General features: G+C 50.7%; 25 protein-coding genes. 10 read left to right on the top strand and 15 right to left on the bottom strand.

What is annotated here, in order from left to right; translation table 11 throughout:
• The first annotated feature begins 32 nt into the window (after nt 1-32).
• The 9 genes from K365_RS25585 to K365_RS0107735 all read left to right on the top strand — a co-directional run bounded on the left by K365_RS25585 (nt 33) and on the right by K365_RS0107735 (nt 9,634).
• On the top strand, nt 33-1,115 hold the full coding sequence (locus tag K365_RS25585) for an AAA family ATPase (protein WP_024334134.1): 1,083 nt from the start codon (nt 33-35) through the stop codon (nt 1,113-1,115).
• Nucleotides 1,116-1,209: 94 nt separating this feature from the next.
• A complete protein-coding gene (locus tag K365_RS0107775; protein WP_024334133.1) occupies nt 1,210-1,401 on the top strand; it encodes a CooT family nickel-binding protein in 192 nt (63 codons plus the stop codon).
• Nucleotides 1,401-1,955: a M23 family metallopeptidase gene (locus K365_RS0107770; RefSeq protein WP_024334132.1), complete on the top strand. Its 555-nt coding sequence runs from the start codon at nt 1,401-1,403 to the stop codon at nt 1,953-1,955. Before K365_RS0107775 ends, K365_RS0107770 begins: the two co-directional genes overlap by 1 nt.
• A gap of 102 nt (nt 1,956-2,057) precedes the next feature.
• A complete protein-coding gene (locus K365_RS0107760) occupies nt 2,058-2,492 on the top strand; it encodes a LapA family protein (protein ID WP_024334131.1) in 435 nt (144 codons plus the stop codon).
• Nucleotides 2,493-2,511: 19 nt separating this feature from the next.
• Nucleotides 2,512-5,178: a DNA mismatch repair protein MutS gene (mutS, locus tag K365_RS0107755; protein WP_024334130.1), complete on the top strand. Its 2,667-nt coding sequence runs from the start codon at nt 2,512-2,514 to the stop codon at nt 5,176-5,178.
• A 105-nt stretch (nt 5,179-5,283) separates the two neighbouring features.
• Complete coding sequence (locus tag K365_RS0107750) at nt 5,284-6,996, top strand: N-acetylmuramoyl-L-alanine amidase (RefSeq protein WP_245569145.1); 1,713 nt, start codon at nt 5,284-5,286, stop codon at nt 6,994-6,996.
• Between the two features lie 46 nt (nt 6,997-7,042).
• Nucleotides 7,043-7,831, top strand: a complete 789-nt coding sequence (locus K365_RS0107745) for an enoyl-CoA hydratase/isomerase family protein (protein WP_024334128.1) — start codon at nt 7,043-7,045, stop codon at nt 7,829-7,831.
• Between the two features lie 53 nt (nt 7,832-7,884).
• Nucleotides 7,885-9,189, top strand: a complete 1,305-nt coding sequence (locus tag K365_RS0107740; protein WP_024334127.1) for a phenylacetate--CoA ligase family protein — start codon at nt 7,885-7,887, stop codon at nt 9,187-9,189.
• A 13-nt stretch (nt 9,190-9,202) separates the two neighbouring features.
• Nucleotides 9,203-9,634, top strand: a complete 432-nt coding sequence (locus tag K365_RS0107735) for an ACT domain-containing protein (RefSeq protein WP_024334126.1) — start codon at nt 9,203-9,205, stop codon at nt 9,632-9,634.
• Between the two features lie 9 nt (nt 9,635-9,643).
• Here K365_RS0107735 and K365_RS0107730 read toward each other — a convergent pair whose 3' ends face one another.
• The 9 genes from K365_RS0107730 to rfaE2 all read right to left on the bottom strand — a co-directional run bounded on the left by K365_RS0107730 (nt 9,644) and on the right by rfaE2 (nt 14,496).
• Nucleotides 9,644-10,591 carry an AAA family ATPase gene (locus tag K365_RS0107730; protein ID WP_024334125.1) on the bottom strand — a complete coding sequence of 316 codons (948 nt, stop codon included), beginning with the start codon at nt 10,589-10,591 and terminating at the stop codon, nt 9,644-9,646.
• Nucleotides 10,588-10,905, bottom strand: a complete 318-nt coding sequence (locus tag K365_RS0107725) for a hypothetical protein (RefSeq protein ID WP_024334124.1) — start codon at nt 10,903-10,905, stop codon at nt 10,588-10,590. Before K365_RS0107725 ends, K365_RS0107730 begins: the two co-directional genes overlap by 4 nt.
• Entirely contained in the window at nt 10,902-11,327 is a 426-nt protein-coding gene (locus K365_RS0107720) for a PilZ domain-containing protein (protein ID WP_024334123.1), read from the bottom strand. Before K365_RS0107720 ends, K365_RS0107725 begins: the two co-directional genes overlap by 4 nt.
• Nucleotides 11,328-11,421: 94 nt before the next feature.
• Nucleotides 11,422-11,691, bottom strand: a complete 270-nt coding sequence (atpE, locus tag K365_RS0107715) for an ATP synthase F0 subunit C (protein ID WP_006965730.1) — start codon at nt 11,689-11,691, stop codon at nt 11,422-11,424.
• Nucleotides 11,692-11,775: 84 nt separating this feature from the next.
• Nucleotides 11,776-12,465 (bottom strand): F0F1 ATP synthase subunit A, encoded by a 690-nt coding sequence (gene atpB / locus K365_RS0107710; RefSeq protein ID WP_024334122.1) that lies wholly within the window; start codon nt 12,463-12,465, stop codon nt 11,776-11,778.
• A gap of 1 nt (nt 12,466) precedes the next feature.
• Complete coding sequence (locus K365_RS0107705; RefSeq protein WP_006965732.1) at nt 12,467-12,868, bottom strand: ATP synthase subunit I; 402 nt, start codon at nt 12,866-12,868, stop codon at nt 12,467-12,469.
• Nucleotides 12,869-13,087 (bottom strand): AtpZ/AtpI family protein, encoded by a 219-nt coding sequence (locus tag K365_RS0107700; RefSeq protein WP_006965733.1) that lies wholly within the window; start codon nt 13,085-13,087, stop codon nt 12,869-12,871.
• A gap of 123 nt (nt 13,088-13,210) precedes the next feature.
• A complete protein-coding gene (gene pgeF, locus K365_RS0107695) occupies nt 13,211-13,999 on the bottom strand; it encodes a peptidoglycan editing factor PgeF (protein ID WP_337833237.1) in 789 nt (262 codons plus the stop codon).
• Nucleotides 13,996-14,496, bottom strand: a complete 501-nt coding sequence (gene rfaE2 / locus K365_RS0107690; protein WP_024334120.1) for a D-glycero-beta-D-manno-heptose 1-phosphate adenylyltransferase — start codon at nt 14,494-14,496, stop codon at nt 13,996-13,998. The genes pgeF and rfaE2 overlap by 4 nt, the downstream gene beginning before the upstream one ends.
• A gap of 291 nt (nt 14,497-14,787) precedes the next feature.
• On the opposite strand from rfaE2, the gene K365_RS0107685 reads away from it, so the two are divergent.
• Nucleotides 14,788-15,339 (top strand): response regulator, encoded by a 552-nt coding sequence (locus K365_RS0107685; RefSeq protein ID WP_006965736.1) that lies wholly within the window; start codon nt 14,788-14,790, stop codon nt 15,337-15,339.
• A gap of 54 nt (nt 15,340-15,393) precedes the next feature.
• Here the strand turns inward: K365_RS0107685 and K365_RS0107680 are convergent, their stop codons facing one another.
• The 6 genes from K365_RS0107680 to K365_RS0107655 all read right to left on the bottom strand — a co-directional run bounded on the left by K365_RS0107680 (nt 15,394) and on the right by K365_RS0107655 (nt 21,528).
• The gene (locus K365_RS0107680) at nt 15,394-16,686 is read right to left on the bottom strand and encodes a TRAP transporter large permease (RefSeq protein WP_024334119.1); all 1,293 of its coding nucleotides are present in this window, start codon (nt 16,684-16,686) and stop codon (nt 15,394-15,396) included.
• 15 nt (nt 16,687-16,701) lie between these two features.
• A complete protein-coding gene (locus K365_RS0107675; RefSeq protein ID WP_024334118.1) occupies nt 16,702-17,184 on the bottom strand; it encodes a TRAP transporter small permease in 483 nt (160 codons plus the stop codon).
• 88 nt (nt 17,185-17,272) lie between these two features.
• Entirely contained in the window at nt 17,273-18,352 is a 1,080-nt protein-coding gene (locus K365_RS0107670) for a TRAP transporter substrate-binding protein (protein ID WP_024334117.1), read from the bottom strand.
• A 95-nt stretch (nt 18,353-18,447) separates the two neighbouring features.
• Nucleotides 18,448-20,028: a class I adenylate-forming enzyme family protein gene (locus tag K365_RS0107665; protein ID WP_024334116.1), complete on the bottom strand. Its 1,581-nt coding sequence runs from the start codon at nt 20,026-20,028 to the stop codon at nt 18,448-18,450.
• Between the two features lie 37 nt (nt 20,029-20,065).
• Nucleotides 20,066-20,998, bottom strand: a complete 933-nt coding sequence (locus K365_RS0107660; protein WP_024334115.1) for a beta-keto acid cleavage family enzyme — start codon at nt 20,996-20,998, stop codon at nt 20,066-20,068.
• Nucleotides 20,999-21,045: 47 nt separating this feature from the next.
• Nucleotides 21,046-21,528: an Lrp/AsnC family transcriptional regulator gene (locus K365_RS0107655; RefSeq protein WP_006965743.1), complete on the bottom strand. Its 483-nt coding sequence runs from the start codon at nt 21,526-21,528 to the stop codon at nt 21,046-21,048.
• Nucleotides 21,529-21,542: the final 14 nt, after the last annotated feature.

Genomic DNA, 21,542 nt, shown 5'->3' with positions numbered 1-21,542 from the left:
ATATTGATGAAGCCAAACGGCAAAAGGCGGTTATGTACAAATCATTCTACGGACTTGGGACCAGCCCCTTCCAGATCAGTACGGACCCCACATTCCTATGGCTGGGAGAAAAACACCGGGAAGCCATTGCCATGCTCAAATACGGCATCCAGGTGGATGACCATACCGGCATGGTGCTGTTGACCGGGGATACGGGTACCGGAAAAACCACGTTGATCAATGCCTTGTTCAAATCTCTGGATCGCACCGTGATCCGGGCTGCCATCAAAAATCCCAGCATGAGCGGCATTGATTTTTTTAATTATATTGCCGCATCCTTTGGAAATAACACCCTGTTTGCCACCAAAAGCCGGTTTCTGCTTGGGTTTGACCAATTTTTAAATAATGCGGCCGCCAAAAAAAGAAAAGTGTTGCTGGTCATTGATGAAGCCCAGGTGCTCACGGATGAACTGCTCAATGAAATCCGGCTTCTGGCCAATTTTGAGAAAGACGGCCGAAGCCTGATACATATCTTTCTGGTGGGACAGCAGGAATTAAGAGAACATCTGACCCGGCCGGCAAACAAGGCGCTGGCACAGCGGATCACCCTGAATTACCACATTGATCCCTTGATACCTGAAGAAACCCGGGAGTACATCCAATACCGGCTTCAGGTGGCCGGCACGTCCAAACCGCTTTTTTCTTCGGAAGCAATTCAGCGGGTGCACCGGTTTTCCCGGGGACTGCCCCGGCAGATCAATATCCTTTGTGACCATGCCCTGCTCACCGGTTATGTGAAAAACCTTGAGCAGATCTCCGGACAAGTGATTGATGAATGTGCCGGGGAACTGTCCATTTCCCGGTTTCCGGAACCGCATACAAACCAAAGTGTTACCGAGCTTTCTTCTGATCACAAAGACCCCGGACCTGAACCGGTCTCTGAATCAAAATCCAAACCTGTTCCCCCCGCTTCACGCCCCCGGCCGGCATCCAAAGCCATTCTCAAAAAAGAACGGACCCATCTGACTGAAGAGCCATCCCAAAAACCGGCAAAACCATCCCGCCGGAAATATCTGGTCATCATTGCCGTCGTGGTTTTAACAGGCGTGGCCGCCGCCGGGCTGTTTTTCTTTTGAGCGCTTGCGTCAAGATCCTTGACAATGCTATGATAGCTACTGTTGTATGTTGTACGCTTATTTTTGACACTTTCAAATGGAGATATATCGTATCATGTGTGAATCCAATGTATATTTAAAGGAAAACGGCGCAGAAACGTTGATCATGGAAAACGTGGCCGCCATCACCCCGGCCGGTGAACACCGGTTCATTCTCAGAGGGTTGCTGGGGGAACAGCAGGAGGTATCCGGCATTATTGAAGACATCAATCTGATGGGGCATAAAATCATTCTTAAACCTGCCTGATGTCTAATTTCAAACAATACCTGGCGGCAGTGGCATTGGCCAACCGCCTGGGGCCTGATATTGAATGGGTGTTTCATCCGGGAATGCTGCCGGAAAGCAAGCGTAAATGGTGGGGGGATTTTAAAACCCGCCCTGCGGCCCACGAAGGCATTGATATCTGTTTTTACCGGACAGGAACCGGACCGATCCGGCAACTTCCTGCAGGCGCACGGGTGCCGGCCTGGTCATCGGGAACCGTGCTCAACATCTGCGATGATTTTCTGGGCACCACCCTGGTGGTGGCACCGCAAGCCTTTGTGTCGGAGCGCACCCGAATTCTGGAAGTCTACTCCCATTTGTCTGTTTGTAACGAGATCACACCCGGCACGGGTCTTGGGGCGGGACAGATCATTGCTCAAACCGCTGATACCCATGCCACAGGATCGGTGCTGCCCCCCCACCTGCATCTGTCCTGTATCGAGGTGCCGGCCCATATTCAGGCAGACGCGCTGAACTGGACCCTTTTTCCCCGGCGTGACAACGTCAATGTGATAAATCCGGTTTTTATGGAATGACACGCCTGAGAACCAAAAGAAAATTTGAAAAAAAAAACAAATTGAACTATGATCACCCCAACTTAAATTTTTTACGATTGAAACATCTTTTGGAGACAATGAATGAAAACCATTAAATTTTTGATTCTGCTGATCATCCTTGGGCTGGCCGGACTTTTGATTTATCAGAACATCGATTATTTTACCTCAAAAGAAATGTTGACCCTGAATTTGAAATTCACCCAATGGACCGCACCGGAACTGCCCAACTGGGCGTTCTGGGGAATCTGCCTGGGTCTGGGCCTGTTGATCACAGGGATCAAGGGACTGGGCACGGCGTTCGGCCTGGGCAGAGAAATCAAGAAAAAAGACAAACAGATCTCGGAACTGACAGCGTTGAACACCGACCTGCAGGCCCGTCTGGATGTATTTCTTCATGATCCTTATATTAAAAAAGGGCTGTCCGACACCAAAGAACCTGAAACCGATCTGCCAGCGCCGCCGGAGCCCACCCAATCAGACGACCCGGATCCGGCCCCATCAACTCCCAAGGAATAGTACATTTTAACACCCATCCATGAGCGAGCCCAGACAAACCCCCATGATGGCCCAGTATCTGGACATCAAGGAACAATACAAGGATGCCATTCTTTTTTACCGGATGGGAGATTTCTATGAAATGTTCCATGAAGATGCCAAAAAAGCCGCTGCCATCCTTGAAATCGCACTGACATCCAGAAACAAAAACGAGGATGCCCCCGTGCCCATGTGCGGTGTTCCTTATCGGGCCGCTGACACTTATATTGCCAGGCTCATTGAAAACGGATGCAAAGTGGCGGTCTGTGACCAGGTGGAAGAGGCCTCCGCAGCCAAAGGCCTGGTGAAACGGGAAGTGGTCCGGGTCATCACGCCGGGGATGATCCTGAATGAAACATTGCTGGATCAGACCACCAACAATTTTCTCATCGCCCTTTCCATGATCCGGGACCGGGCCGCCCTGGCCTGTCTGGATATTTCCACGGGCACTTTCACCACCTGCGAAATCCTTAAAAAAGGGGCCGGTATACCCAATGCCCTGATAGATGAAGCTCTCAAACTGGATCCCAGAGAAATTTTACTGCCGGAACATATGGAAAAAGATCCGGCGTTTCGCTGTGTTCGCCAGGCCCTGACCGGCCGCCAGATCACCTACCTTTCTCCATCCATTTTCCGGGAATCAGATGCCAGGGATCGTTTGATTGAAAAATTCAACACCATCACGCTCAACGGGTTCGGTATCGATCAGATGCCGGCGGCCATCAGTGCTGCCGGGGCCGTGACTGCTTATGTCCAAGATACCCAGATGCAGGATACCACCCATATTTTTCAGATCTGCCCCTATGATCTGGAACAGTTTTTAAAACTGGATGAGCGGACATGCCGAAACCTGGAGCTGCTGGCCAACCTCCAGACCCGGGATAAAAAAGGATCGCTCATCTCAATTTTGGACAAGACCGCCACGGCCATGGGCAGCCGTAAAATCAAAACCTGGCTGCGGCATCCTTTGGTGAACCGGGAAGAGATCGAACTGCGGTTTGAAGCGATCCAGATGTTAATGGATGCCCCCCATCTTCACAAGACGCTGATCACCCTTCTCAAATCCGTGTATGACCTGGAACGTCTGGGCAGCAAGGTGTCTATGGGCCAGGGCAATGCCAGGGACCTGCTGGCATTGAAAAACTCTTTGCTCTGTCTGCCGGAATTATTTTCCACCTTAAACCGTCTGGACCATCCCTTGCTCAACGGCAGCCGGGTCCAGGATCTGACACCGGTACTGGCACAGCTGGGAAACCTGGCCGATCTGATCGACACGGCCATCCGGGAGGATGCGCCCCATGTGCTCAATGAAGGCGGCCTGATCAACGATGGTTACAGCCCGGAACTCGACGAGCTGGTATCCGTTTCCAGAGATGGAAAATCCTGGATTGCCAAAACCCAGGCCGAAGAAAAGGAAAAAACCGGGCTGTCTTCCTTGAAAATCAAATACAACAAGGTATTCGGGTATTTTATCGAAGTTTCCAAAACGCAAGCCCCCCAGGTACCGGATCATTATATTCGAAAACAGACTCTGGTGAATGCGGAACGGTTTATCACCGATGAAATGAAAGAAGTGGAATCCAAAATTCTGTCCGCCCAGGACAAACGCAACGCCCTGGAATATGATCTGTTTTGTTCGGTGCGGGACCAGGTGGTGGACAATGCCGTGACCATTTTAAAAATGGCGGATTTCATTGCCACGGTGGATGTGCTCCAGGGCCTGGCCCGGACCGCATCGGAAAATGGCTATACCCGCCCGGAAATCAATGATCAGGGCCGTATTGCCATTACCCACGGCCGGCACCCGGTGGTGGAAAAACTGATCATCGGCGAACGGTATGTACCCAACTCCATTGATATGGACAATGAACAAAACCAGATTCTGCTGATCACAGGCCCGAACATGGCCGGAAAATCCACAGTGCTCCGGCAGGTGGCCCTGACTGTGATCATGGCCCAGATGGGGGCGTTCGTGCCGGCGCAAAACGCGTCTTTGTGCCTGGTGGACCGGATCTTCACCCGGGTGGGGGCTCTGGACAATTTAAGCGCCGGCCAGTCCACGTTCATGGTGGAAATGGAGGAAACCGCCAACATCGTGAACAATGCCACCCCCCGGTCCCTGGTGATTCTGGATGAAATCGGCCGGGGGACCTCCACATATGACGGCATGAGCATTGCCTGGGCCGTGGCCCGGTATCTTCATGATCTGGCCGGAAAAGGCGTCAAAACCCTGTTTGCCACCCATTATCACGAACTGATCCGGCTGGCGGACACCCATCCCCGGATACGAAATTTTCATATCGCGGTCAAAGAATTCAACGACAATATCGTTTTTTTGCGGCAGCTGAAAAAAGGGGGGACCAACAAAAGCTACGGCATTCAGGTGGCCCGCCTGGCCGGAGTTCCCCATGAAATTATAGAAGATGCCAAACAGATCATGACCGCAATTGAACAAACCGATCCCAGGCAGATACCGCATGAACCGCACGTTCGAAAACCCGCTTCCGGAAAACGAAGAAAAAAAAATATCGCTGATGGACAGATGGAGCTGTTCACCCCCAAGGAAACCGAATTGGTGGAGATGCTCAAACAGGTGGATATTTCCGGAATGACCCCCCTGGACGGCTTGAATTTTTTAAACGACATGAAAAAAAAGGCAGGTATCTGATTCATGCCCTTTTGGCGATTGCATAAGATATGCCGAAAATCTTTGACACTTGCAGGGGCCATGATCTGCATGTCCCTGTTTTGTGCAGGTTTCATGGAAACCGCCATGGCAACGGCTCCCCGACAGGAATACCTGGCGGCGGATGCCGCGTTCAAAGAACTGCGCCATTCACCGGTCAAACGCCAGAAAGTCTCGGAATGGCTGCACTGCATCCACCTTTATGAAGCCATCTACAAAACCCATCCCCAGAGCACCTGGGCCCCGGCCGGCATGTACCGGGCATCTGAACTTTATCTGCAGTTGTTTACCCTGTCCGATGACACCATGTTTCGAACCCGGGCCGTTGACCTGCTGGTGCGAATCCGGAATAAATATCCATCGTCCGCCTACAACGAACGCGCGGCATCCCAGCTTAAAGCGCTTTCGGAAAATCCGGATCCTCAAGCCCATCCTCCCCGGCATATCCGTTCCAAAAAAGCGGAAACCCAAAAAGAACGCCTTTCTCAAATAGCCGATGATACCAACCCCGCGGACACAGCAAAGCAGACTGTGACTGTGGCGCAGCCAACTGCCGACATTGATGCTGTTTTAGAGGATTTATCCCCGGATTCGGAAAAAAACCGGTCTGTCCAAAAAAATGACCTTGGTTCTGATAAAACCGGCCCGGACGCCTATATCACGGATCTGAGGTTCTGGTCCAACCCGGAATACACCCGCATCGTCATCAATGCGGATCAGGACCGGTCATTTTCCCATCATCTTCTCAAAAAAGATCCGGACCTGAACATCCCGTTTCAGCGGCTGTACGTGGACATTCCCCAGGCCCTTCTGGGGAAAGGGGTATCGGAACATACCCCCATCAACGACAATTTGCTCAAGCAGGCCCGGGCCGGTCAGTATTTGCCCCATACCGTCCGGGTGGTGGTGGATATCAAGTCTTTTGAAAATTATAAAATATTTTCTTTGAATGACCCTTTCCGGATTGTCATTGATGTCTGGGGGACCGACAACAGCGCCACGGATCCGGGTCAGCCCCCTCAAATGGCGGCGCAAACAGAAAAATTACTCAAAACCAGCCCCATGACCACGGACAATCTCAAATCCTCGGATATTGCCCGGCAGCTGGCCCTGGGCGTACATAAAATCGTGATCGATCCGGGCCATGGGGGCAGTGATCCCGGCGCACCGGGCTATGCCAAAGGGGTCTGGGAAAAAGACATTGTACTGAAACTGGCCCACAAACTGGCGGACAAACTTCGGGACCGGCTGCGCTGTACCGTGATTCTCACCCGGGACCGTGATAAAAAACTAACGCTGGAAGAACGCACGGCCATCGCCAACACCCAGCGGGCCGATCTGTTTATTTCCCTGCACACCAACGCGGCCCGAAACAAAAATCTGGCCGGCATCGAAACGTATCTTTTGAACCTGGCCACGGATGAACAGGCCATTGCCGTGGCGGCCCGGGAAAATGCCACGTCCAAGAAAAATATTTCCGATCTTGAATTCATTTTAAGCGATTTAATGAAACACGCCAAAATCGGTGAATCCACCCGCCTGGCCAATGACGTTCATCAGTCTCTGGTTCAGGGAATGAAAAAAAAATATTCAAACATCACGGATCTGGGTGTGAAACAGGCCCCGTTTTATGTGCTTTTGGGCGCGCGCATGCCCGCCATTCTCGTTGAAACCTCATTTGTATCCAATAGACTGGAATGTGAGCGGCTGCTGAATGCCGCCTACCAGGATGACCTGTGTGACGCCATTGCCACGGGGGTCCAGAAATATGTGGATGCAACCAATCCACGGCAATTATGATCCATAAACCTGAAATTCAACCGTCAGCAAAAAAGGAGATATGATCATGTCTTTTGAAACCATTCTTTTTACCACACAAAATAACATCGCCCTGATACAGTTCAACCGGCCCAAAGCATTGAATGCCTTGAACAATGCCTTGTTTGACGAACTGGATCAGGCTTTGGACCAGGTGGCGGCCGATGCCGATATCCGGGTGCTGGTGCTCACCGGGGCCGGAGAAAAAGCGTTTGTGGCGGGTGCGGACATTGTGGAACTGAGCCGCATGACCCCGCTCCAGGGTAAAAAATTTTCCAGAAAAGGACAGAACGTGTTCTCAAAAATCGAGAACCTGCCCATTCCGGCCATTGCCGCTGTGAACGGCTATGCACTGGGCGGGGGGTCTGAAGCGGCCCTGGCCTGTGATTTTATCTATGCGTCTGAAAAAGCCGTGTTCGGGCTGCCGGAAATCACTTTGGGCCTGATCCCGGGATTCGGCGGGACCCAGCGCCTGGCACGCCTGGTGGGAACCAACCGGGCCAGGGAAATGGTGTTTACCGGCAAAAATATCACGGCCCAGCAGGCCTATGAATTCGGCATGGTCAATCAGGTCTGTGCACCGGAAGAACTCATGGAAACCGTGATGAAAACCGCCGGTGTCATCGCCTCCCGGGGACGGGCATCCTTGCGGGCCGCCAAGGAAGTGATCCACAACGGCACCAATGTGGATCTGGAAACCGGGTGCCGGATTGAAAACGATGCGTTCGGCCTGACCATGTCCAGTGAGGATGCAAAAGAAGGCACTGCCGCATTTCTTGAAAAACGAAAACCCCAGTTCAAAGGAACACTTGACTAGCCCGGCCGATTTTGGCCGGGCATACAGCATGTTTGCAAACAAAGGAAACCCCCATGCCCATTTTTGATATTGATTTTGAAACCATGCCCAGGGAGGGCCTGGAAGCCATTCAGTTGCGGCGGTTACAGACGACCATTGCCCGTGTTTACGCCACGGTGCCGTTTTACAGGCAACAATTTGACAACGCAGGGATTACCCCCAAAGACATCCAGTCCATTAAGGATCTGCAACATGTCCCCTTTACCGTTAAGCAGGATTTAAGGGACAACTATCCTTACGGCATGTTTGCCGTTCCCATGGAGCAGGTGGTGAGAATCCACGCCTCTTCCGGCACCACGGGCCAGCCCACGGTGGTGGGATATACCCGCCGGGATGTGGATACCTGGGCCAGTCTCATGGCCCGGAGCCTGGCTGCGGCCGGTGCCGGTGCCGGGGACATTATCCACAACGCATTTGGTTATGGATTGTTCACCGGCGGCTTAGGTGCCCACTATGGGGCGGAGCGGCTGGGGGCGTCTGTGATTCCGGTTTCCGGCGGCAATACCAAACGCCAGATCACGATCATGAAAGATTTCAAACCCACGATTTTATGCGGGACCCCGTCTTATATCCTACATCTGGCGGAAGTGGCCGATGACATGGGGGTGGATTTCAAGGATCTGTTTTTCAAATCCGGGATTTTCGGCGCAGAACCCTGGACGGAAAACATGCGGCAGGAACTGGAATCCAAGCTTCATCTTAAAGCCGTGGATATTTACGGGCTCAGTGAAATCATCGGCCCCGGGGTCTCCATTGAATGCAAAGAAGAACAAAAAGGGCTTCATGTGTTCGAAGACCATTTTATTGTGGAAATCATTGATCCGGAAACCGGTGAGGTCCTGCCCTATGGCGAATCCGGAGAACTGGTTTTCACTTCTTTGACCAAAGAAGCGTTTCCCGTGATCCGGTACCGCACCCGGGACATCTCCTCTCTAAACCCGACCCCGTGTGCCTGCGGCCGGACCTTTGTCCGCATGACCAAGCCGGCCGGCCGCACGGATGACATGCTGATCATCCGGGGAGTCAATGTGTTTCCGTCCCAGATCGAAAGCGTGCTCATGGAAAATCAGACGATCCGCCCCCATTACCAGCTGGAAGTGGATCGAAAAGGAAATCTGGATACCCTGACCGTGAAAGTGGAAATCAACGAAAAGGTTTTCAGTGACGACATCAAAAGCCTTCAGACCATGGAAAACAAAATCGCTCATGATATCAAAGAGATGCTGGGCGTCACCGCCAGGGTCATGCTGGTGGAACCCAAAACCATTCAGCGAAGCCAGGGCAAAGCCGTTCGGGTCATTGATAAACGGAACTTTTAAAAAGGAGACTGACATGCTTGCCGAACAGATATCCATATTCATTGAAAACAAGGAAGGTCGTCTGGCGGAAGTCACCGCTATTTTAAGGGATGCGGATGTGAATATCCGGGCACTGTCCCTGGCCGACACCACGGATTTCGGGGTGCTGCGGCTCATTGTCAACGACAATGAAAAAGCGGAACAGGCGCTGCGCAAAGAAGGATTCACCGTGGGAAGAACCAAGGTGCTGGCCGTGGAGGTATCGGATGAACCCGGAGGGCTCAACAAGGTGCTGGATCCTTTGTGGATGCAGAATGTCAATGTGGAATATATGTATGCGTTTGCCAATCCCCAGTGCAAGAACGCCATCATGGTTTTCCGGTTCGACGACCATGACAAAGCCCTTGAAATTCTGGAGAAACATCAAATCAAAGTGATCACCACCGAAGACATTTCCCGGTTGTGATATCGGCTTTTAAGAAAAGGCCTTGTCATTCATGCTGACTTTTCTTACCAGCTCCCGATAATCGGCTGAGGCCCTGGATCCGGGCGCAAATTCAAAAATCGATTTGCCAAAGGACGGGGCCTCTGCCAGGCTTTCATTGTAGTGAATCGGGGCACACAATTGATCCGGATACAATCTTTTCAATTCACTGTGAAGGGTCTGGGGCCCCTTGATCCGGGTATCTAAAAATGTCGGCACAATGTATTTAAGCTCGATCTCCTTGCGGTACTGCTGGATGGACCCCAGGCTTTTTAAAAATTCAGACAACCCATGAAGGGGCATCACTTCCAACGCCACAGGCACCAGAACCTCGGTGGCATAAAACAGCACGTTGACAATCAACTGATCCCATCCAGGGGCCGTGTCCATGATAATAAAGTCATACTGGGTGTCCAGGTTTGACAGGGCTTCAGACAGGGCCCATTCGGCACCATAACTTTTCCGGTCAATGATGCGCTTCACCCCGGCCAGAGATTTTCCCCCGCCCAGAAGCCACAGATTTTTCCTGGCCTCAATAATGCACTCATTGGGTGTCAGTTCTCCGGTGAGCAGTTCCGTCAGGCCCGCGCCCGGTTTTTTCCCCAGCATATACGCTGACTGGCCCTGGGTATCCGTATCCACCAGCAGGACCCGGTATCCGTTCATGGCCAGGCCGCAGCTTAAATTCACGGATGTGGTTGTTTTCCCGACGCCGCCTTTGCTCAACGTCACACAGATTTTTCTGGCCCGGGCCTTGGTTTCCAAGATCGGCTGGCCGGCTTTTTTTTCCAGATCGCCCAGGGTATTCATCAAGACCGGAAACCGGTATTTACAGGCCTTGCACGTGGCAAACAGCTTTTTACCCGATTGAATATACGGCGTTACTGCATCCGGACTGACTTTGTGTTTTCTACTGCATTTGGGACAGACGATAATCACCTCGAATCCTCCTTTTTCAACTCTTTGACAATCGCATCCACGGCAATACCGGCAATCTGTTTCATGGAGATCAGCCGGCCTTTTCCCAACGACAGGCGTAATCTGATTCTGCCGCTGCTCTCCCATACCTGCACGGATACATTGTCTTTGGTCACTTTCCAGGAATCCGTCGGGGGGCCGGGTGCGGACGCATCGTCGCCAGTGTCTCCGGGATCACTGCGGTAGATCAGACAATCCAGTTCCCGGGTCAGATTTTCATCGTCCCCGTCATCACATGCCAGGATTTTTCCCATAATATCTTTTTTCTGACTCATTTTTCTCTGCCTGCTTCTTTTGGCATTGACGGCGGTATCGATGCGAGCACCTGTTTTTTCAGTCTGGAAAACAGGCTTTGCATCTGTTGTTTTTGTGAATCGCTCATGTCAATCCACTGAATGCCGAATTTCCAGAGATCTTCATGGGGAGAACAATGGACAATCCGCCCGGTCAGATCGTTCAAACGGATATCATCAAAATGCAAACGGCAGGCATCCAGGCGTTCTCCCACTTCAAAGGTCTGGTTGTTCTCAAGAACAAGGCCAATCCCCGTCTGGCTGATCTCTGATACCCTGTGGCCGATATCAGAGATGAAAAAAGAAACAACGGAATCGTCATTGACCGGCACCCGGTAAAACCGTCTCGAATGCTGGGCCGTGTCATCGGATACAGCTGAAAACTCAATGGTTGGCTGATGCATCTTTTTCCTCCTTGAGCAAAAAAACAAAAAGGTGCAGGACTTGTGCCCTGCACCTTTTTGCTGAACTATTTCATGTTAAATTCTGTGATTCGGATCAATGTCCGCCAATCGCAGCAGTCGCAGCCTGAAGTGCCGGATGCGCATACATGAGGATCAGGGACACAACCAGTGCATAAATACACAGAGACTCGATCAGAGCCAGACCGATCAGCATATTCACCTGAATTTTACCGGCTGCTTCCGGGTTTCTGGAAATACCGCTCATTGCGCCGTTCAAACCCAGGCCCTGTCCGATGCCGCAACCAAATGCCGCAATACCGATGGCCAGACCTGCAGCCCATACACTACCTACAAGAAATTCCATTTTTGACTCCTTCTTACCTTAAAAGTTAAACAAACGTGACGTTATACCAAACGGGCTTCTTCCATTTCCCGCAAAAAAAACATATTAATGCGCTTCTTCAATGGCACCGGCAATATACATGGTGGACAAAAGAAAAAACACGAACGCCTGAACCAGGGCCACGAAAACGCCCATGGCCATCACGGGCAACGGTGCCAGAAACATGCCGCCCAGCATCAGAAGAATAAGCACCACCAGTTCATGCCCCATCATGTTTCCAAACAGACGAAAGGTCAGAGACAGAACCCGGGCCATGTGGGCAATCAGCTCAATGGGGAGAAACAAAGGGATCATTAAAGGAACCGGTCCCAGAAAATGCTTGATATATTTGAACCCGTGATGCCAGACCCCCACCACATGACTCCATCCCACTGCGATCAATGCCAGGGCCATGGTTGTATTCACACTGGCCGTGGGAGGATACAGGGACGGCACCAGTCCCATGAGGTTGCCCACCAGCACGAAAAGAAAAATGGTAATCAGCAATGGATAGGATTTACGGCCTTCTTCTCCGGTAATACTGACCACGAACTCCTCCATGCCGGAAATCAGCACTTCAAACACATTCTGCGCGGTTTCAGGCACCAGAGATACGCTTTTGCCCGCCAGCCAGCCGAAAATGATTAAAATGAGCATGGCCAGCCACATATAGGTCACATGCGGATGACTTGCCGCCCATTCTTCCAATCCAAACAGTCCAAATACAGATGTCAGAAATAAATACGGATGTTCCACCTTATACCGCCTCCTTAAAATATAATCTTGTCACCACAAGCACTGTCACCAGGAACACGCTTGCAACCACCACTGACAGACCTGTCAGAAGCCCCAGCGGATGAACGACGTGATTCGATATCAGCAGAAAAATCAGCAGACCGCTGACAACGAACCGGATGTAATACTTTATGAGGACACGCCCCGTGAGGGACCGTCCTTTTTCCATGACCTTCTCGGGTCGGATATCCTTTTGGATGGTACGTTTCAAAAGATGAAAATTGACGGCCACAATCAATCCGCCGGCCACCACGCCCAGATAAAACGAGGTGGCAGTGATCATCACCGACACCATGGCAACGAGAATCAACAGCAGCCAGTTGCATTTTGTGACCATATCCACAATTTTTGTCAGGTCCTGCATTTAATAATTTTTTCCTTTTTTCCCGGCCCGGACAATATTACTGAATCCGGCAATAATCCCGATGATCAATCCCACAAACATCAGGACCGGGTTTGTATCAAATTTCTTATCCAGCCAGAGACCCAGGCCAAGACCGATAAAAATCGACAGGGCCACGGACATGCCGAGGCTGGCAAAATAGCCTAATTCTCTGATGGTTTTACCGGTTTCTTTTTTCATCAAATGCCTTGTTTAGCAAGCGGTCAATAGCTGTTCAAAGATCAATTTATCTGTGTGCAAATATCATATGCTTTCAGCGAAGTCAACGTGAAAAAGCCCCTGCTCCGCCATTCTTTTCATGCATCAGATCAAACCGATGGCGCAGGCGAACCGCCCGGTTTGCCGGGTCTTTCGATAGGAAAAAAACGTATCCGCACGGCACCGGGTGCACTGGTTCATGTTCAGAATATGGGACGGGGTCACGCCTCTGGCAGTCAACTGGTCAAAAGAAAGGGCCCAGAAATCAAAATACGGCCGATCCTGAGATTTATATTGCCACAGCCGTTCAGGTATCTCTTTTTGATAATGGATGAACTGGGCGCAGCAGGGACCTAAAGAGGGTGAAATCCCCGCCAGAATTTGCTTTGGATCACACCCGAATCGCTCGATCATGACATCCACACATTGCCCGATGATATTTTTCACACTTCCCCGCCATCCGGAATGTACGTTGGCAATGACTTTTTTTTCAGGATCCGCCAGCATCACGGCCTGACAGTCCGCCACCTGGATCACCAGGGCCAGCTGGGTCAGATCGGTGACCACGGCATCCGCAGTCAGCGCCTTTCCGGTTGCAGGATGACCCGGTTCCCAGAACAGATCTGCATCGATTTTTTCGTCTCCGGCCAGCACCAGGACCTCTTTGCCATGGACCTGGTTTAAAAAAACGGCCCGGGGCATCTGTAACCATGACAGAATCCGATGCCGGTTTTCTATGACTGCGGCCGGATCATCTCCCGTGCTGAACCCCACGTTCAGTGAATCAAAGGGCGGCAGACTCACCCCGCCTTTGCGGGGAAACACCCCGTGGACCAGATGTGAGCAGGCTGATAAATGGGGAAATGTCATTCCTGGACAAGAAGAAGATCTCACCGTGTTTCCCTGCCATACAATGCGCCGATGCGCTGGATAATGGTTGTGGTGGAAATACCCGGCGCCAGATCGATCCGTGCCACCCGCCCGCCTTTGGCCTTGACGACATCCGCGCCCACAATGGCATGTTCCGCCCAGTCCGCCCCTTTCACCAGCACATCCGGGCAGACCCTTTCAATCAAAGTCAACGGATCGGGTGCATCGAACAGCACCACATAATCCACCATCTGAAGAGCCGCCACCACAATGGCCCGCTGATCCTGGTGGATGACCGGACGCTTTTCTCCTTTGATGGTTTTGACAGACACATCGGAATTCAGCCCTAAAATAAGGACATCCCCCAATTCAGCGGCGGCTGACAGATATGTGACATGCCCGGCATGGACCAGATCAAAGCATCCATTGGTAAAGACAATGGTTTTCCCCTCCCCACGAAGACGTTCAGCGATGACAGCGATATCTGAAAACGTGACAATTTTTTTTGCAAATGGTATCATGACCCCTTCCCGGTCCTGTGAATGGATGATTCATCCGTGTTGCGTGCCTGATATTTCATGCTTACTTTATCGATTACAATCAGAATCTGCAACCGGATTTTCACCTGCTTTCAATTATTTGAAGTGCATGTTCTTTATTGACATTCCATGCAAATTTAAGTAATTTATAAAAATTAAGGACTTTTCCATGATAAGTTAATTTTATTTTATCCTGAACGTTTTTAGACAAAATATTTAAAATAAAATACCTATAATACCCTTTTTATATAAAGTTTATAAGGAGAAATGCTCATGGCCAAATCTTTTTTAAAAAACAAGCATATTCTGGCAGTGGATGATGAAAAAGATATCATTGAAACCATTCAGGAAATTCTGGATACAGCCACCGTGGATTCCGCCACCGATTATAAAACCGCGTCGGAAAAAATTTACAACACCCGGTATGATCTGGCGATCCTGGACATTATGGGTGTCAATGGCATCAAACTTCTGGAAGAATGCGTCCAGCGGGATATCCCGGCCATCATGCTCACGGCCAATGCCATGAATCCCCAGGCGTTGATCGAGTCCATCAAAAAAGGCGCGATTTCCTATCTGTCCAAAGAGCATTTAAGTGATCTGGACACCTTGATTGAAGAATTCATGGATGCGCAAAAACAGGGAAAGCCCACCTGGAAGCTGCTGTTTGATAAACTCGGGGATCACTTTGATCTGCGTTTCGGTGACAACTGGAAAGATGAGAACAAAGATTTCTGGGATGAATTTGAACAGCACTGGACCGTGTCCAGAGGGATTCAGGAGCGGCTGCGCCACAATCCCGACATCATGAGCAAAGGCATATAAGCCAGCGCCCGCCGCCCGGTTGGCGGCGGACGCTGCAACGGATCGTTTTATGGGTTAATTGTATCCGAACATCCGGGGTAGAAACAAAACGACCTGGGGAAAATAGGTCAAAAAGAACAACACACCGATCTGGATGACCAGAAACGGCCATATGGCCCGGGACACATAAATAATATCCCGCTTGGCCAGCGCCCCGGTGATAAACAGGCTCACCCCCATGGGCGGGGTACAGTATCCAATGGCCAGGTTCACGGTCATGATCAGCCCGAAATGCATGGGATCCACACCAAAGGGTCCTAAAAGCGGCAGAAACACCGGTCCTAAAATCAATGTGGCGGAAATAATATCCATGAACATGCCGATGATCAGCAAAAGAATGTTCATGGCCAGTAAAAACATAATCGGGGACTGGATGGTGGAGACCACCACTTCGGCCACCCGGTTGGGAATATTTTCAAAGGTCAGATACCGGCCGAAACAGGTGGCCGATGCCACGATCAGCAGCAAGGTGGCCGATGTAACCGCAGAACTCACGGTCACATCCTTGATGTCGTTAAAACTCATGGACCGGTAGATAAAATATTCCACAAACAGCGCATAAACCGATGCCACCACGGCCGCCTCATTGGCCGTGAACATACCGGAAAATATTCCGCCGAAGATGATGACAATGAGCATCAACGCCCAGAACCCTTCCTTGAAAATCGCCAGCAGATCTCCCATTCTGGGGGCGGGCAGCCGTTTGATATCGGTTCGGTTCCGGTATTTGAGCCAGCTGTAGAGACAGACACATAAAATAATCAGCAGCCCGGGAATGAACCCCGTGATAAACAACCCTTCCAGCGACACATTACTGATCATGGAATAAAATATCATGCTGATGCTGGGAGGGATGATCACGCCTAAGTTCGGGGAGGTGGTCATGAGCCCCAGGGTATATTTTTCATCATACCCGTTTCTCATCAACGCCGGGATCATGAATCCGCCCAGGGCCACCACCGTGGCCACAGTGGAACCGGAGATGGCCCCGAACAGCCCGCATCCGATCACCCCTGCCATGCCCAGGCCCCCCGGCAGCCAGCTCACCAGGGCGTTGGCCAGGTTGATGAGTTTTTCCACGGTTTTCCCCTTGCTCATGATATTGCCGCAAAGGATAAAAAACAGCACCACCACCAGAGAAAAGTTATCCAGACTCCGAAATAAGGTCTGGATCAAAAGGCCCAAAGGCATGTCCAGAAAAAAAATCAGCCCGATGGCCGCGGTAAAAAACAGACACAAAAAAACGGGTACATAGGTAAACATGCACCCCAAAAGAACACAAAGGATAATCAGATCATTTGTCTGCATGGAAAAAGGCCCTTTTTATTTTGATGTAAAATCCTGAACCATCACCTGAACCGTCCTGAGAAACACCATCAAGCCTGTCACCGGCATGACGGCGTATACAATAACCAGGGGAATCTGCATGATGATGGTTTTCTGGTGGGTCAAAAGCTGGAGATGGGTCATTTTATATCCATAATAAATCATCATCCCGGCAAACACCAGCATCAGGATATTGGTATAAAAGGTCAGGCCTTTTTTGAGTCTGGGAAAAATCTGGACCACGGCGTCAATCCGGATCATGGCCCGCTGCTTGACAGCCACGCTGGCACCGACAAACGTGGAGTAAATAATCACAATCCGCACCAGCTCTTCACTCCAGGCAAGGGTATAATTAAATCCATACCGCAGGACCACATTGAAAAACAACGCGATCAGCGCGGTGATCACAATAATGAAAAGGGTCCATTCTTCAAAATGACTGGCAGCTGTATCCAGTTTCTTCAGTATTTTCCCAAGCATATATAACCAACTCCGGGTTCAATGATTGATAAAAGAGTCAGGCCTGCTCAAAACAAACAGGCCCTCCCCGTCAGTCAACTATCCGATATTATTCGCTTAAAAAATCCTGCACCTCTTTTAAGAAATTATCCGGTCGATAGGTATCTCCGGGATACAGCCGGTTGATTTCTTCGGCATATTTTTCATAGGTGGGCTGGCTCTGGTCTTTGAGAATTTCTATTTCCGCTTCCGGCAACTGGATGAATTCCACGCCTTCCCCCTGGGCTGCTACTTTGTTCTCTGCTTCCCAGACAGCCGTTCTTTTCCGGTTCTCAGCCGCCACATCATGGACCGTCGCAATAAAGGTCTGGCGCAGATCTTCGGGCAGGCTGGCCAGCCATGCCTTGTTGAAAATCCAGATAAACAGCCCCTGGGCATAGTTGATCTCGGTAAAATATTTGGCCACCTCAAATTTTTTGGTCAGGTAGCACACGGCCAGGGTGTGGTCCAGACCGGTGATGACGCCTTGTTTCAGGGCCACGGGCACATCCGGCCAGGGCATGGCAACCGGGTTGAATCCCCAGTTCCGGTAGGACAGCTGGTTCACGGCGGCTTCGGCCGTTCTGAATTTGACTTTCTTGGCATCGGCAATGTTTCTGACCGGCACGGTGGTGGCCCAGCCATAATGGCCGTATCCCGTGATATCCAGACCCGTGATGCCCTGGTGATCCATGGCATTCAAAAAATGACCGTACAGTTTTTCATTGGAAGTGAATTTGTCCAGTTTTTCAAAGGAATCCACTAAAAACGGCAGGTTGACGATACCGAACCGGGGCCCTAAATTGGTGGATGCCACCGAAGACACCCCCATCCCCTGAATCGCCCCCATCTGGAGCATGTTCAGCACCTCCACTTCGCCGCCTAAAATGGAAAGGGGTTTGAAATCGATGTAGATCTGGCCGTTGGTGCGTTTCCACAGCTCATCGCGCATTTCAAATCCGGCATGGGTGCCTACCAGAGCGGGTGTGGACACATTGGAAACAATGCATTTGTACTTGGCCCCGCTGGGATCGAAATCCGGTTTCCATTTGTCCAGAGATGAGGCCATGGCCAGTCCGGAGCCGATGATCATCAAGGCAGCTACCGTCAAAACCAGCAGTAAACTTGAAGATAAGCGAAATTTCATCATGTCTGTTCCTTTCCAAAAAAAGTTTAAAAATATAATGTTATCAGAGCAGCGGGCTCTTTACCTCCACACTGGTGGTAACCTGGGTCGGACGGAACTTATGCCAGTTGTTTAAACGCCTCTTTACGGCCGGTATATTTTTGCCTGAGCTGGGGTTTCATCAATTTCCCCGTGGGATTTCTGGGGACTTCATCAAATGTCACTTTCCGGGGTACTTTGTACAGGGACAGCTTGGTTTTGGCAAACTCAATCACATCCTCTTCGGTCATCTGCCGTCCCTCCTTGAGCTGGACCACGGCCATCACGATTTCCACCAGCCGGTCGTCCGGATACCCGATACAAGCCACATCATCGATGTCCGGATGATCCATGAGCGCATCCTCGATTTCCACGGGATAGATGTTTTCCCCGCCGCTGGTGATCATGTCTTTCATGCGGTCCACAATATAAAAATACCCGTCTTTGTCTCTTTTTAATAGATCTCCCGTGTAAAGCCAACCATTTTTTATGGTCTCTGCCGTTTTTTCAGGATTGGAATAATATTCATACATCATGCGGGGAGTTCTGAACACCAGTTCACCCACCTCCCCGGCAGGCAGTTCTTCGCCTAAGGGGTCCACGATTTTGGCTTCCACGCTGAACGTGGGCTTGCCGATGGATCCCGGCTTGGTCAGGACATCCTCGGGATACAGGTTAAAAGTTCCCCCGCCGCCGCCTTCAGTGATGCCGTAGATATTGGACACTTTGCAGGGCAGTTTTTCCACCAGTTCCTTCATGATGTCAAACGGCACGGGCTGGGCACCCACTTCCATATATTTCCAGGAAGACAGATCATAATCCGCCAGCCGGATCGTTCCCTTGTTCATTGCATTGAGAATGGCAATGGCGATGGGCACGACAAACAATGTATCAGTACACCCTTCTGCGGCGATGGCCTCGATGATCCATTTGGGATCCTTGAAATCCCTGATAATGGTGCCTGCCGCACCCGTGGCGTAGAACGGGGCCCATAGAAACAGGGTCCCGGAATGGTACAGGGGCAGAAAGATCAGGTAATTGTCATCTTTTTGTACAAAATAGGTCATGCCGTTGCCCACGGCCGTGCTGTTCAAAGAATAATGGGTATGCAGCACGGGTTTGGGCTTGCCCGTGGTACCGGAGGTGAACATCATGGCCAGACCGTGATCCCGTTCCACTTCCACCATGGCATCCCCGGTATTTTCATAATTTTTGATGGCCGCATAATCGGTCATGTCCGAGGGCACCTCTGTGCCCACACAGATAAAATGTTTAATGGTGGTCAACGTGTCCTGCACCGGCTGCACCACGCCTAAAAATTCCGAACCCAGGATGAACACATCCGGGTTGCACACCTTTGCCGCATACTGGATATCCGGGCCTTCGAACCGGAAATTCAGCGGCACCACAATCGCGCCCAGGCGGATAATGGCATAATAGGTAACCATCCACTCCAGGGAATTGTTCTGGAGATGCATGACGAAATCCCCTTTTTCCACCCCCAGTTCCTTTGCCAGGTAATTGGCGGTGCGGTTGATCTCGTCATTGAATTCCTGCCAGGTAAAGGTGCGCCGGGACCCTTCTCCCGGCATTCTTTCGATCAGGCAAACCTTGTCAGGAATGTGTCTTGCATGGATTGAAGCATAACCTGAGTAGTTCAATGATCCCTCCTTATATTTCACGTTTTTAGGCCATCATCTAAAAATTGACCTTGTCCAGCCCCTTGAGTCCTAACATCTCTCTGGCTTCATCCGAGGTGGCCGGCACCAGGCTCATCTCCTTTGCCACGTTTTTGACCTTGTTGACCTGGTCGGCAGATGCCTTGGCCATGACGCCTTTGCCCGCATACACGGAATCCTCCAGCCCCACCCGCACGTTCTGGGCACCCATGGCCATGGCTGTGGAAGTGATGGGAATCTGATACCTGCCCCCGGCCGCCACGGACCAGGTGAAATTTTCTTCGCCCAGCACCTCTTTGGCTTCGTCATGGATCAGCACCAGGTGTTTGACCGAAGGGGTCATCCATCCCACCATGGGACCGAACACAAACTGCAGATGCACGGGCAGTTTTACCAGATTTTCCTCCATGAGCCATTTCACATAAGACACATGGCCCAGTTCATAGATCTCGAATTCCGGTTTGGTGTCGATTTCCAGAAAGGTCCTGGCATAGATCAGATCGTCATTAAAGGTGGGGCGAAAGGTGACATTCTTGCACAGTTCCAGATACTCTTTTTCCCAGTCATACTTGAATTCCTTGAACCGGCTGGCGATCTGAAAGATGCCGAAGTTGAAAGGCGCCGGGTCAAAAGAGCACATTTCCGGTTGCAGTTTTTTGATGGGAATCAGTTTTTCTTCCGTGGTCTGGTTCATGCCCCCGCCCGTGGTGGGCAAAAGGATCAAGTTACACCGGGCTTTGATTTTGGAATGGACTTCAAGAAACAGGTCCGGGTCGGACACGGGCAGGCCGTTTTCCGGGTTGCGCACATGAATGTGGGCAATGGCGGCCCCGGCCTCCCAGGCTTTGACCGCATCCTCCACAATCTCATCCGGCGTGATGGGCAGATAATCACTCATGGTGGGAATGTGAACCGAACCCGTGATCGCTGCGGTAATGATCAGTTTATCCATACACTGACTCCTTCCTCTATTATAATTTATATGGTTGGCATTGATTTTTAAACTCTGTATTCTTCCTCCATATCCAGCAGAAACATCTTTTTCACTTTGACATTATCAATGATAAAAGACGATTTAATGATCTGAATGCCTTCTATCTGCGTCAGTTTTTTGTTCATGAACTCCCCGTAGGTTTTGATATCCCGGGCCGCCACTTTAAGAATAAAATCATCGGCCCCGGCAATCTGATAACATTCAATCACCTCGTCCAAAGCCATGAATTTTTCCTTGATCACCGCCACGGAGGACAAATTGCTCAAATTCAGACTGATGTTCACCATGGCAATGATGGAAAGCCCGATTTTTTCGGGATTCACCACTGCGGTAAAATGGGTGATCACCCCTGCCAGTTCCAAGCGCTTGACCCGTTCCAAAGTGGCAGGGGCGGATATTCCCACGATTTTTGACAATTTTGAATTGGTTATCTTCCCATTTTCCTGAAGCGTGTTCAAGATCTTTTTATCAATTCTGTCCAATACCATATTGCTTCTCCAAA

The organism is Desulfotignum balticum DSM 7044, from assembly GCF_000421285.1.
GTDB classification, from domain to species: Bacteria; Desulfobacterota; Desulfobacteria; order Desulfobacterales; family Desulfobacteraceae; genus Desulfotignum; species Desulfotignum balticum.
The sequence above is the reverse complement of the archived record's forward strand: the minus strand, read 5'-3'. Positions and strand labels throughout refer to the sequence as shown.